Here is a 12562-nt window from a genome sequence, read left to right as displayed (position 1 = left end):
GGCGGTGCCGTTCGTCCGTACCGCCCCGACTAGTGTGTCGGACCGGTCCCGGCCGGTCAGGCGACAACGACGGGCACCGACGCACCACTTCACAGGAAACACAGAACACCGCAGAAACCCCGCAGAGCATTGCGGGACGATGCGGAACACCGCAGAACAACGGGGGATTTGCCGTGCGGAAGCCGATACGTATCGCGGGTGCCGCGGGTCTCAGCGCGCTCATGCTGCTGGCCGTGGGATGTGGCGGGCCCGGTAACGGCAAGGCGGCGCCGGGGCCGTCGGAGGCCGTGACGCCCGCCAAGCCGCTGCCGATGAAGGCCACGCCCCGTCAGGCCACCTGGACCGACTCCGACGATAAGGCGCACCCGCTGCGGATCACCCCGACGCGGCTGGCCCGCGGCTCGGACTCCGACCTCTCGCACATCCGGCTGGACGACGACCTGAAGGGGAAGGTGCCGTACTACCTCACCTTCTCCTACACGAACACCGGCAAGAAGACGGTGAAGAACCTGTCCCCGGAGCGGAACTTCTCCGTCAACGGGGCCGACGGCCAGCCCGCCCAGCCGGTCTCGCTGTTCCAGTCCAACCCGTTGGCGACCAGCTCCGGCTTGCCGCCGGAGTGCCGCGAGGGCGGCACGTCCCAGCTGGCGGCCGGCGCCTCGGCCGCGATCTGCCAGATCTACATGCTCCCCAAGGGACAGCCGCCGACGACCGTCTCCTACAAGGACGACGGGGGTGACACCCTCATCTGGAAGGTGGGTGAGGGCGGCGCCGCGGGCGGTTCGTCCGACGGGATCCTGCCGGCGGGCAAGCCGGCCGACGGTGTCACGGAAGACAGCGACAAGCGGCCCGTCTCGCTGCGGATCACCCCGAAGGGCGTGCGCGTCGGCTCCCTCGCCGACCTGAGCCGCTTCGACCTGGACGCGGACCAGAAGAAGATGGTCCCGTACTACGTGACCATGCAGTACCGGAACAGCGGCAAGTACGACCTGCTGCCCAGCATGAGCGACGGGGTGACGCTGCAGACCGCGGCCGGCCAGACCGTGCAGAAGCTGACGCTGATCGACATCGGCGGCCCCGGCGTCAGCCAGTGCCCGGAGGCCGTCCCCCACAAGATGGTGAAGCCGAACGGCATGGTCACCGAGTGCTCCATCCACCTGCTGCCGAAGGGCGACGCGCCGAGAGCAGTGATCTTCAGCGGTGAGGGAGCGGGCTCGCACCAGGTCACCTGGCGGGTCTCGGTGGCCGGCAAGTAGCGCTGCGAAGCGAAACGCGAACCGGGATACCGACCGACGTACGAGCCGGGAGAGGTGGCGGGGCGGCCGCCCCGCCCCGCCACCTCCGGGGTGCGGTTCCGCCCCCCCCGCCCCGGTTCGTCCGCGAATCTCAGGTCAACCGCAGCGGCAAGGACACCAGCCGCCAAGTGCCCGGGACCTGCGCACGTTCCAGGCGTTCCGGTTCGACGGCCAAGGAGACGTCGGGGAAGCGTGCGAGCAGCTTCCCGAGGGCGACCTCGCCCTCCTGTTTGGCCAGCGTGGCGCCGAGGCAGTAATGCGGTCCGTGGCCGAACCCCACGTGGTTCTCGGCGTGGCCCGCGGGATGGCGGGTCAGATCGAGGCGTTCCGGGTCGGTGTAGTGGCGGGGATCGTGGTTCGCCGACACCAGGATGAGCTGCACGGCGTCGCCCCTGCGGATCCGGGTGCCGGCGAGTTCGACGTCCTCGGTGGCGAACCGCAGTTGCGTCAGGTGCACCGGTCCGCACCACCGCATCAGCTCGTGGACGGCCCGCGGGAGCAGGGCCGGGTCGTCCTTGAGGAGGCGCAGTTGGCCGGGATGGGTGAGCAGCGCCACCGTGCCGTTGCCTATCAGGTGGGCGGTGGTCTCGTGACCGGCCAGGACGAGGGTGAGGACCATGGTCACCATCTCGACGTCACTCAGCCGGCTGCCGTCGTCGTCATGGGTGCGGATCAGCTCGCTGAGCAGGTCGTCGGTGAGCGCGCCGCGCCGCTCCCGGATCAGCTCGTGGATGTGGTCGATCATCGCGGGGAACGAGACGCTGAGCCGGTCCGGGTGGAGGGAGACGAGGTCGGCACCCCATTGACGCCATTGCGGACGGTCGACTTCCGGTATGCCGACCAGTTCACAGATGACCGTGATGGGCAGCGGGTACGCGAAGTGCTGGATCAGGTCGACGACGCCGTCCTCGGCGTGCTCGGGGAGCCGGTCCAGCAGGGCGTCCGTGATCTCCTCGACGCGCGGCCGCAGGTTGGTGATCTTGCGCGCGGTGAACGCCCGGGTGACGAGGCGGCGCAGCCGGGTGTGGTCCGGGGCGTCGTTGTTGAGGATCGAGCCGAGCAGGTAGACCCGAAGGTGCTCGGGGAAGCCGAGCATGTCCAACAGCCGCACCGTGGGCGAGTCCTCGGGCCCGGCGCGCAGGGAGGAGGCGACCGGATTGTTCGCGAACCGCGGGTCGCGCAGGACCTGCCGGACCTCCTCGAAACGGGTCACGAACCATGCGGGCGAGTCGTCCATGAACCGGCCGCGGACCACCGGCCCCTGCTCGCGCAGCGCCCCGTATCCGCCGTAGGGGTCGCTGATCAGCGCGGGGTCCATCAGCTGTGGCTCGCCCGGGTGTTTCCCGACGTGCGCGGTGAGCGGGGAGCGGGGTAATGCCGACATCTTTCGTTCTCCTCCGGTCGGGAGTGGGTGAGGCGGCTGAGGTGGGTCACCGGCCGCCGTCTCCGGCCACCGCCGCGCCCGCGGCGGCGACGTGTCTGCCGCTGGGTCTCAGCGGCGTACCTGTTCTCAGCGGCGTACCTGGCGGTTGATCTCGCGCGCAGAGAGGTCCGCCAACTGCTCGTAAAGGGGGATGACTTCGGTGGCGGCCGCGGTGGCGGCGCGGTGTGCGTGGTCGGGGGCGGTTTCGAGCGTGCTCCGGACCGTTCGGGCCAGGATCTCCGCGCGTGTCTCCGGGGTGTCCGGGGCCCGCTCGTCGAGCAGTGTTTCGGCGGTGAAGAACCCGGTGGCGATCGCCAGCAGCGCGTACTGCTGGTGGCGGACCTCCGTGTCGGTGCGCACCAGACCGTGTGCGCGCAGCACCTCAAGATGGCGCCGCAGGGTCCGGTCGGCCTCGGCGATCAGCTCCGCGCACTCCTTCTTGGCGTGGTCGTTGAGCCGGCCGAGGATGTCGGAGTCGTCGGTGTACAGGGCGCGCAGCACGGGCTCGTCCAGGAAGTCCTGGAAGCGCTCCCGCATCATCCGGCTCGGCAGGACCTCCAGCGGATCGGCGCGGAGCCGCGCCACGTGCCGTTGCTGGCTGCGGGCCTGCGCCTTCAGCATGACGGCCAGAAGCAGCGCGTCCTTGGTCTTCCAGTGCAGGTAGACCGTTCCCTTGCCCACCTTGGCGCGCCGGGCGATCTCCTCGATCGTCACCCGCGCGTACCCCCAGGCGAGCAGCAACTCCCCGGCCGCCTCCAGGATCCGCTCGCCGCGCTCCGCCCGCTCCACGGCTTCTTCCCCCTCCCCCGCACCCCGATCGGCTCTGTGCCCGACCCCCGGCTTCTGGCCGTGACCTCGTGACCAGATCTGAAATCCGGTCACGAAGGCCAGGCTAGGTACGGCGGTGCGGCGCCCGTAAGGCACTTTCCGGACAGGGGAGGAGGGCTGGGCGATGAGGGTTGGGGGATGTGGGGCGGGGGATGAGGCGGGGCCGGTGGGCGCGAAGAGCCGAGCGCGTCGCCAGGCCGGCACCCCGGGAGTCGAGCAGAGTCGAGTCGCTACAGGAACAGGCCCAAAGCCCCGTCGAGCGACCAGCTCTGCCAGCTCATCGCCGGAAGGCCGGCGACCGAGATCAGCGCCATCATCAGGTTCTGGCCCTGTTCCGCCCAGTCGTGGATCATCAGCGTCAGGTAGATCAGATTGAGCACGGCGCCCGCGACCAGGGCTATCGGTGTGAGGAAGCCCGTGATCAGGCCGAGGCCGAGGGCGAGTTCGGCGTAGGCGACGAGGTACGCCATCAGGCGGGGACGCGGCTTCACGAAGCGGTCGAAGCCCGTGCGGACGACGGGCCACCGGTGTTCGGCCGCGATGCCGGCCGCCCAGTCGATGCCGCCGCCGGCGAACCAGGTCTTCTTGTCCTTGTGCCGTCAGCTCTCCAGCCACCACAGCCCGAGGCCGATCCGGAGGACCGCGAACCACTCGGCGCCGCTGAGCCAGAACGTGTGCATGGCCATGTCCCTGTCGCCTCTCGATTCGTCCGCAACGGAAAGCCCGAACTGATGGAGCGTCAGATCAGTTCGGTGCCAGTTCACCGGGCGACGGCTCATCCCGCAAGGGGTGTGGCGCGGGCCGTGAGGGTCGGCCGTACCCGCGCGGGGGTTGCCGGGCGGGAGTTGTCGGGCGTGCCTTGTCGTCGCGAGGGGGAGGTCATAGCCTCAGAACTGATGGGTCGTCAGATTCGGGCCCGTAGTGACTCACCGGCGGGCAGTTGGGGGTACAGCGTGATCAGCAACCAGAGCGGCACGGCGGAGCTTCCCAAGGTCATCAGCGTGGACGATCACGTGATCGAGCCGGCGCACCTCTTCGAGGCCTGGCTCCCGAAGAAGTACCAGGAGAGGGGGCCGAAGCCGTTCACCGCGGGCATCGGTGAGCTGGCGTACGTGGGCGGGAAGTACCGGTTCACCACGGACCCGGACGGTCAGATCACGGACTGGTGGGAGTACGACGGGCAGATCTTCCCGTACAAGCGCATCATCGCGGCCGTGGGGTTCTCCCGGGACGAGATGACCCTGGACGGGATCACCCGGGAGCAGATGCGGCGCGGCTGCTGGGACCCCAAGGCGCGGCTCGCGGACATGGACCTCAACCACGTGGAGGCGTCGCTCTGCTTCCCGACGTTCCCGCGCTTCTGCGGCCAGACCTTCGCCGAGGCGCAGGACAAGGAGGTCGGGCTCGCCTGCGTCCGGGCGTACAACGACTGGATGGTGGAGGAGTGGTGCGGGGACAGCGGCGGCCGGCTGATTCCGCTGTGCCTCATCCCGTTGTGGGACATCGACCTGGCGGTCGCGGAGATCCGGCGCAATGCCGCCCGCGGGGTGCGGGCGGTGACCTTCAGCGAGATCCCCACCTACCTGGGGCTGCCGTCGATCCACTCCGGGTACTGGGACCCGTTCTTCGCGGCGTGCGAGGAGACCGGGACGGTGGTGAACATGCACATCGGGTCGTCGTCGCAGATGCCGGCGGCCTCACCGGACGCCCCGCCCGCGGTCCAGGCCGCCCTCTCCTTCAACAACGCGATGGCGTCGATGATGGACTTCCTGTTCAGCGGCGTACTGGTGAAGTTCCCCCGGCTGAAACTCGCGTACAGCGAGGGCCAGATGGGCTGGATCCCGTACGCCCTGGAGCGCGCCGACGACGTCTGGGAGGAGCACCGGGCGTGGGGCGGGGTGAAGGACCTGATCCCCGAGCCGCCCTCGTCGTACTACTACCGGCAGGTCTTCTGCTGCTTCTTCCGGGACAAGCACGGGGTCGAGGCGATCGAGAGGGTGGGGGTCGACAACGCGACGTTCGAGACCGATTACCCCCACGTCGACTCGACCTGGCCGCACACGAAGCAGGTGGCGGCCGAACACATGGCGGGGCTGCCGGACGAGGTGACTTACAAGCTCTTGCGCGGGAACGCGATCCGGATGCTGGAGCTTCCCTTCGACAAGGCATGAGGCTGTTCCGGGGCGTTCCAGGGTGTTACGGGGTGTTCCGGGGCGGCCCGGGGTGTTACGGAGGGGCGCGGTCCGGCACCGCCTTGCGGCCCGGATCGGGTCCTTGCGGTGCCGGATTCCTCGGGGTGCCGGACGGCTGCGGTGGGGTGAGGGCCTACGTCCAGCCGGCGGCCGTGGCGGCGGCGACGGCGTCGGCCTCGGCCGCCTCCGCTTCGGCGTTCAGCGGGTCACTGGCACCCAGACCGTCCCGCCCGGCGGCCCTTCCCGCCGCCAGGGAGGCCTTGACGGCGGCGTCGTACGCGGCGTCGCAGAGCTGGTTGACGCCGTGGGAGCGGGCTATCTGCGCGGCGAGGACGGCGGCCGCGGCCGCGTTGCGTGCGTGCCGTGCGTCCGCGGCGGGGTCCGGGCTGCCCGCGGTCAGCGCGGCGACGGCGTCGGCGGACAAACGGAGGGCATTGGCGGCCTTCGCGGAGGCCGCCGCCGGCACGGCCACCACGGAGCCGGGGTCGGCCGCGAAACCGGCGAAGCGGCAGGCGCCGGCCGTACGGGCGGAAGCGCTTCGGGCGCGGGCGGTGTGCCGCTCCCTGAGGGTGTCCTGCGAGGTGTTCCTCCGGCGTTGCTCGTCTCCACGGAGCTCGGTCATGGCGGTCTCCTTGCCTGCATCGGCTGTCGTCGCCGGCCGCGGTAGGGCGTCCGCCGGGGCCGGCCAACGGGTGCCGCGCAGGGTGGCACGCCGGGCATCAACAGGCCAGAGACGCGACTGCGGAACCGCTGCTCGATCGCCTCAACTCGCCGTCCTCGCCCCTCAGCCGTCGTCCCCGGCGAACGGGGCTCTCCGTCAGCGCCTCAGCCGTCGCCCCTCAGCCATCGGCCCCAGTCGTCGACCCTCAGCCATCGGCCCTGGGATAGCGCCAGTTGACGTGCGCGAGGGCGCGTGCGGACGGCCGTGACGATGATGATGCGCCGGCGCACGGCACTCACCACCTTTCCAGGGGAGTGGTGAACAGCATTTCCGTGCGGTCGCCGGGCAGGACGACGTGCGAGACGTCAACGACCCGGTCCTGGATGTCGATCGACGTCTTGCGGAGTACGAGGACCGAGGTGCCGGGCGGGAGTTCCAGCTCCGCCGCTTCCTCGGGCGTCGGCGGGCGGGCGGTGACCCGCTCCTCGATGCGGTCGACCTCGATGCCGACGGTGGAGAGCTGGGCCTGCGAGCCGCCCGGCCACGGTTCGTTGGCCGGGTCGAGCAGGTCCGGGTTCGCCGCGATCAGGTCGTGGACGAGGTAGGACGTCACCAGGCTGAAGGGGGCGCTCTCGGCCGCGCAACGCGTCCGGTAGGAGCGGGCGAGGAGCGGGGTGCCCTCGGGGAGGCCGAATGCCGCCGCGAGGTCCTGGTCCGCCGTGGTCTCCCGGTACGCGGCATGGAAGATCAGGTCGTCGACCTGCAGGCCGGTCTCGTGCTCGGTCGCGCCGGTCCGGGCCCGCTCCTCCAGAGGGCGGCGGGCGCGGTTCTTCTCCCACTGGTGGCGAAGATTGGTGCGTACGGTCGTGGTGCGGGCGCGCCGGACGAAATTGCCGCGCCCGTGCTGCTTCTCGATCAGGCCCTCGTCGCGCAGCACCCGGAGCGCGTCCCGGACGGTCGGCACGCTGCGTCTGAACTCCTCGGCGAGCTTCGACTCGGCGGGCAGACGGTCCCCGGGCCTCAGCCGGCCTGCGCGGATGGACCGCCGAAGCTGGTCGGCGATCTGCTCGTACGCCACTGCCATCGCTTCTCACCGTCCCGTCGTTCGGTGCTCTGTTGCTCTGTTGCTCAGGTGCTCAGGTGCTCAGGTGCCTCGGGCGGCGGGCCGGCCGCGGGCGGTCGGCCGGACGACACCAGGTTACGACTCCTAAAGAGGTGTTGACGAGTTGAGGAAGTGGGAGGAGCCGGGAAATCAGGATGAACAGGAATGAATCGGTGACAGCGGGCATGAAAGCGCCCGATCGCTGGCGACGGGGGATGCACCAGCGATCGGGCTGCCGCCAAGAGTAGCAAGGCTGTCAGCACGACGGGAGTCAACTGCTGAACCGGGACCCGCAGTTGTGATCGGAGTCACGTAAGCCCAGGTCGTCGTCATGCGCCGCACGGTGGCTCGTACGAGAGATGGGGCAGGTACTCGCGCCATTTCTCCGGTGTCAGGACGCCCCGCGTGGTCGAGCAGATGCGGCGGATCGCCGGGTCGGGGTCCAGGCTCCACAGCCGTACGGTGCCGGCGCCGCTCGACACCGCGAGCAGGTGGCTCTTGGGGCCGAACGCCAGGAAATTGCCGGTCTTGGCGTTGGGGCTGGTCGCCTGACCGATGGGCAGGGCCCGGGAGGGGAACGAGACGTTCCAGAACCGGATCGAGTTGTCGTCGCCGCCGCTCGCCAGGGTCCGGCCGTCCGGGTTGAAGGTCAGCGACACGACCGCTTCGGTGTGGCCGGTGAGCGGCGGGCCCAGCGGTGTCGTCCTGCGGGGGTCCGTGACGTTCCACAGCCGGACGGTGTCGTCGTCGCCGCCGCTGGCCAGCGTATGGCCGTCCGGACTGTAGGCGAGCACGTTGACGGGGCCGAGGTGCCCCCGGAGAGGGGCGCCGGAGCGGGCGGGGCGACCCGGGTCGGACACGTCCCACAGCCGGATGGTGCCGTCCGCGCTGCCGCTGGCGAGCGTATGGCCGTCCGGGCTGAAGACGAGGGAGTTGATGAAGCCCTTGTGGCCGGTGAGCGGGGGGCCGAGCGGAACCACGTGGGAGGGGTCGCTGACGTTCCACAACTGGACGGTGCGGTCGTCGTAGGCGGTGGCCATGGTGCGGCCGTCGGGACTGTAGGCCAGTGAGTCGGGGCCCGCGAAGCGGGTGTGCAGGGTGAGGGGCGGCCCGGCCGGGACCGGGCGGGCCGGATCGGTGACGTTCCACAGGTACACCGTCCGGTGCCCGGTCCGTACGACGAGGGTGCGGCCGTCGGGGGAGAACGCCATCGAACGGTGGTAGCCGTCCGCCTGCATGAACGGTTTGCTCAGGGGCACCGGCCGGCCGCGGGTGTGCACGTTCCACAGCCGGACCCGGCCGTCCCGCGCGGCCGTGGCGAGCACCCGCCCGTCCGGCCGGAAGGTCCCGTTCCGGCCGATCATGTCCGAGGCCGGTATCGACCACAGGCGGGCCTTGCTGTCACCGCTGCCGGTGGCGAGGGTCCGGCCGTCGGGGCTGAAGCCGAGGGCGTACATCTCGCCGCTGCTGCCCGCGAGCGGCTCGCCGACCTGCGACGGGTACGCCGGATCACTGACGTTCCACAGGCTCGCCGTGCTGTCCGCGCTGGCCGCGGCGAGCATCCCGCCGCCGGGGCTGAAGGCGACGGACCAGATGGGACCGGTGTGGCCGGTGAGCGGGGAGCCGATCGGCTCGGCGTGCTCCGGGTCGGACACGTCCCACAGCCGGATGGTGTCGTCCGCGCTGCCGCTCGCGAGGGTGCGGCCGTCCGGGCTGAAGGCCACGGAGTGGACCAGGTCCGTGTGGCCGGTGAGCACCCGGTCGATCGGCTTGGGGTGCCGCGGATCGGACACCCGCCACAGCCGGATGGTTTCGTCGTCGCTGCCCGCCGCGAGCGTCCGCCCGTCGGGGCTGAACGCGACGGAGCGTACGGCGGAGGTGTGGCCGGTCAGCGTGGCGAGCGCCTTCGGACGGCGCGGGTCGGCCACGTCCCACAGGCGGACGGTGTGGTCGTCGCCGACGGAGGCCAGGGTGTGGCCGTCCGGACTGAAGGCGACCAGGTAGATCGTGCCCTGGTGGCCGGCCAGCGGCGGGCCGAGCCGGGACGGGTGACGGGGGTCGGTCACGTCCCACAGCCGGATCGTGCCGTCGTCGCCGGCGCTGGCGAGGGTGTGCCCGTCCGGGCCGAAGACCGCGCTGCTCACCCAACTCGTGTGGCCGGTCAGGGGCTTGCCGAGCGGCTCGGGGCGGCCCCGGTCGCGCACGTCCCACAGCCGGACGGTCCGGTCGTAGCCGGCGGTGGCCAGGGTCCGCCCGTCGGGGCTGAACGAGGTGAGGTAGACGGCGCCGGTGTGGCCCCGGAGCGGGGTGGCCAGCGGGGCGTTCACGATGGAGAGCAGCCGGTTGTTCGCGCCCTCGTCGTGGGGCCGCAGGTGGTGCGCCACCAGGTCGAGTTGGGCCGAGAGGGACGGGTCCGTGTACTGGGCGCGATCGGCTTCGGTGAGCACCTGCTGGAACACCGAGTCGTCCCGCTGCTGCCACGCCACGACCGCCGAACCGAGGGCCAGCATCGCCATGGCGACCAGGGCCGCCACCGCACCACGGCTGAGCCACACCGTGCGCCGGCGCAGCCGCACCGCGGCGGCCAGGAACTCCACCGCGCTGCGGGTCAGGAACGTGTCCCCGGCGGACGCCGCCCAGCTGCGGGCCTGTTCCAGCCGGGAACCCCGGTAGAGGAGCGACGTGTCGCGGTTCGAGCCCTCCCAGGCCCGGCCGTCCTCCTCCAGGCGCTGGCGCAGCAGATTGCCGTTCCGGTCCTCGTCGATCCAGTCGCGCAGCCGGGGCCAGGCGTGGAGCAGCGCCTCATGGGTGATCTCCACGGCCTCCGCGTCGAGCGTCACCAGCCGGGCGTGCACCAGCGCTTCGAGCGATTCCTCCGTTTTGTGCGGATCGGTCGACTCGTCCGCCAGTTGACGCCGCGTTCCCCGCCTACGGGTGGCCTGGGTGTCCTCGCCCAGCCGGACCAGCCTGAGGAGGAGCAGTCGTGCGGCCGTGCGTGCCGTCGGGTCGAGACCGGACCAGGCCCGCTCGGCGGTCGCCGCCACCGCTCCCTGGATGCCGCCCGCCGCGCGGTAGCCGGCCAGCGTCAGCCGTCCCGCCTTCCGCCGCTGCCAGGTGGCGAGCAGGGCGTGCGAGAGCAGCGGCAGCACCCCCGCGTCGTGCGCACCGTCGGTGCCGTCGGCGCTCACCTCCCGGACGATCAGTTCCGCCAGCCCCGGTTCGAGTTCCAGCCCCACCGCCTTGGCGGGGCCGGTCACCGCCTCTCGCAGCTCCGCGCTGGTCAGCGGGCCGAGCACCATGTGCCGGTGCTGCAACGCATCGGCCAGTTCGGGATATCCAAGACATTTCTCGTAGAAGTCGGCGCGTATGCCGATGATGACGAGCGCGGGGGCCGGGTCGCCGGAGCGTGGCGGTCCCCCCTGTTCGGGCGAAGTCGAGAACGCGGGGGAGGGCGTGCATGCGGCGTGGAGGAGCTGGATGAACGTCCGCCTCGCCGCCTCGTCGGAACAGAGGGTGAACGCCTCCTCGAACTGGTCCACGATCACCACCGGCCGACCAGCGACCGCCGCCCCGCGCCCCGCCCAGCCCGAGACGGCCTCCCGCACGGCGTGCGCGAAGTGGGGGGTGCCGGGAGTGGGTGGGGGGTTGGGGGGCGTGGGGGTTCGGGGGGTTGCCGGGGTGTGGGGATCCGTTGGTGTGCTGCCGGCCTTGGTTTGGGCGCGGGGGTTTGTCGGGGTGGCGGACTTGGCCTGAGTGAGGAAATTTGTCCCGGGGTTTGGCTCCGTCGCCACGGGCTCGGGGGACGCGGGCTCGGTGGCTGCGGGTTCGGTGGTCGCGGGCTCGGGCGCGATGGGGACGACTGTGGGGACGGCGGTGGTGGTGCCGTTGGTGGTGACGTTGGCGGTGGTGGTGGCGGTGGGGACCACGTCGGCGAGCTCGGGAATCCGGCGGATCAGCTCGCCGATCGGATCACTCCCCGGCACGAGCTGCAGCACCTCCCGCGCACCACCGCCCGTGTTGTCGTCCCGCCCGCCGCCCCGCAACGCAGGCACCAGCCCGGCGTTGAGCAACGACGACTTTCCGGCCCCCGAGGCGCCCACGAGCATCACCAGGCCACCCGTCCGCTCCGCCGCACGGAGCTGGGCGACGAGGGCCTCCGTGCTCCGCTCCCGGCCGAAGAACCACCGGGTGTCCTGCGGGCGGTACGACGCCAGCCCGCGGTACGGGCACACACCGGGTACGGGCGCGGCCTCGTCCGGAGGCCGTTCCTCCTCCTGCGCGGACGCCACGGCACGGTCGCCGACCGCCCGCTCCCACAGACGCTGCCACTGGGCCAGGTCGTACAGGCCCGCGGACACCGGCACCGGCCGCAAGCGCCGGGCCTGAGGGATCAACACCTGCAGCACCGCGGCGAGGGCGGCGAACTGCGCGGGCACGTTCTTGGCCCGCCGCCAGTCGCTGATCCGCTGTACGGACACCCGCACCGGCCGCCCTCGCTCGTCGACCCGCTGCAGCCGGACGACCGCCTCGGCCACCTTCTTGAGGGGAGGGTTGCCGGCCTCCTTGTACAGCAGCGCGAGACGCTCGGCGAAGGCTGAGCGTGCCCCTGAGTCGGAACTCAAGGTCTCCACTCCTTACTTCCCCCGCGGCTGGACATCCGGACCGGAAAACTCACCTTAGCGGGCTGACCTGTGGTTAAGCCCCCGGCCCGCCTCCGGAATCTCCTCGCCGGGACTCACGACTGGCAGTATCACCAGCCAGCGGCGCAGCACCCGGGCTTTGCCCGGCCAGGCAAGCCCGGCCCTCCGGAGCAACAACTCCTGACGCCTGTTCCCGGCCACCGCCCGCCGGAATCACCAACCGGTGGTGACGGCCGATGGAGCCAGCGGGACTCCTCAGCCCGAGGACCCAGGGCCCCAAGGACGCGAGGAGCCGGCCCGGCCCGGACTGCCGCCGCGTCGACCACGGTCCGGCCCGCCGGATCCGCGCCGGTACGGGGGGCGCGGATCGCCGCCGCCCGCGCTGTTCGGCACCGGTCCCCACGAGGGGAGGGACCGGCGC

At 71.4% G+C, this 12562-nt stretch carries 7 protein-coding genes and 1 pseudogene; 2 read left to right on the top strand and 6 right to left on the bottom strand.

What is annotated here, in order from left to right:
* Positions 1 to 173: 173 nt before the first annotated feature.
* Positions 174 to 1256, top strand: coding sequence for a hypothetical protein (locus AB0E02_RS08735; protein WP_362137279.1), 1083 nt, complete (start codon positions 174 to 176; stop codon positions 1254 to 1256).
* A gap of 130 nt (positions 1257 to 1386) precedes the next feature.
* Here the strand turns inward: AB0E02_RS08735 and AB0E02_RS08730 are convergent, their stop codons facing one another.
* The 3 genes and pseudogenes from AB0E02_RS08730 to AB0E02_RS08720 all read right to left on the bottom strand — a co-directional run bounded on the left by AB0E02_RS08730 (position 1387) and on the right by AB0E02_RS08720 (position 4226).
* Positions 1387 to 2679 (bottom strand): cytochrome P450, encoded by a 1293-nt coding sequence (locus tag AB0E02_RS08730; RefSeq protein WP_362137278.1) that lies wholly within the window; start codon positions 2677 to 2679, stop codon positions 1387 to 1389.
* Between the two features lie 126 nt (positions 2680 to 2805).
* Entirely contained in the window at positions 2806 to 3507 is a 702-nt protein-coding gene (locus tag AB0E02_RS08725) for a helix-turn-helix domain-containing protein (protein WP_362137277.1), read from the bottom strand.
* Positions 3508 to 3776: 269 nt separating this feature from the next.
* Positions 3777 to 4226, bottom strand: a pseudogene (locus AB0E02_RS08720) (DoxX family membrane protein).
* 273 nt (positions 4227 to 4499) lie between these two features.
* On the opposite strand from AB0E02_RS08720, the gene AB0E02_RS08715 reads away from it, so the two are divergent.
* The gene (locus AB0E02_RS08715) at positions 4500 to 5717 is read left to right on the top strand and encodes an amidohydrolase family protein (RefSeq protein ID WP_362137388.1); all 1218 of its coding nucleotides are present in this window, start codon (positions 4500 to 4502) and stop codon (positions 5715 to 5717) included.
* Positions 5718 to 5871: 154 nt separating this feature from the next.
* On the opposite strand, the gene AB0E02_RS08710 is transcribed toward AB0E02_RS08715, so the two are convergent.
* From AB0E02_RS08710 to AB0E02_RS08700, 3 genes are all read right to left on the bottom strand, one after another.
* The gene (locus AB0E02_RS08710; protein ID WP_362137276.1) at positions 5872 to 6360 is read right to left on the bottom strand and encodes a hypothetical protein; all 489 of its coding nucleotides are present in this window, start codon (positions 6358 to 6360) and stop codon (positions 5872 to 5874) included.
* 334 nt (positions 6361 to 6694) lie between these two features.
* On the bottom strand, positions 6695 to 7483 hold the full coding sequence (locus AB0E02_RS08705) for a GntR family transcriptional regulator (protein ID WP_362137275.1): 789 nt from the start codon (positions 7481 to 7483) through the stop codon (positions 6695 to 6697).
* Between the two features lie 347 nt (positions 7484 to 7830).
* Positions 7831 to 12132 (bottom strand): hypothetical protein, encoded by a 4302-nt coding sequence (locus AB0E02_RS08700; protein ID WP_362137274.1) that lies wholly within the window; start codon positions 12130 to 12132, stop codon positions 7831 to 7833.
* Between the last annotated feature and the right edge of the window lie 430 nt (positions 12133 to 12562).

Origin of the sequence: Streptomyces sp. NPDC048196, from assembly GCF_040652715.1 — a bacterium.
GTDB classification, from domain to species: domain Bacteria; phylum Actinomycetota; class Actinomycetes; order Streptomycetales; family Streptomycetaceae; genus Streptomyces; species Streptomyces siderophoricus.
This window is presented reverse-complemented; position numbering and strand designations above follow the sequence as displayed.

What these genes read in the sequence shown, in the direction of transcription:
- AB0E02_RS08730 (WP_362137278.1), bottom strand. Translation starts at nt 2,679, where the DNA reads ATGTCGGCATTACCCCGCTCCCCGCTCACCGCGCACGTCGGGAAACAC.
- AB0E02_RS08710 (WP_362137276.1), bottom strand. Translation starts at nt 6,360, where the DNA reads ATGACCGAGCTCCGTGGAGACGAGCAACGCCGGAGGAACACCTCGCAG.
- AB0E02_RS08705 (WP_362137275.1), bottom strand. Translation starts at nt 7,483, where the DNA reads ATGGCAGTGGCGTACGAGCAGATCGCCGACCAGCTTCGGCGGTCCATC.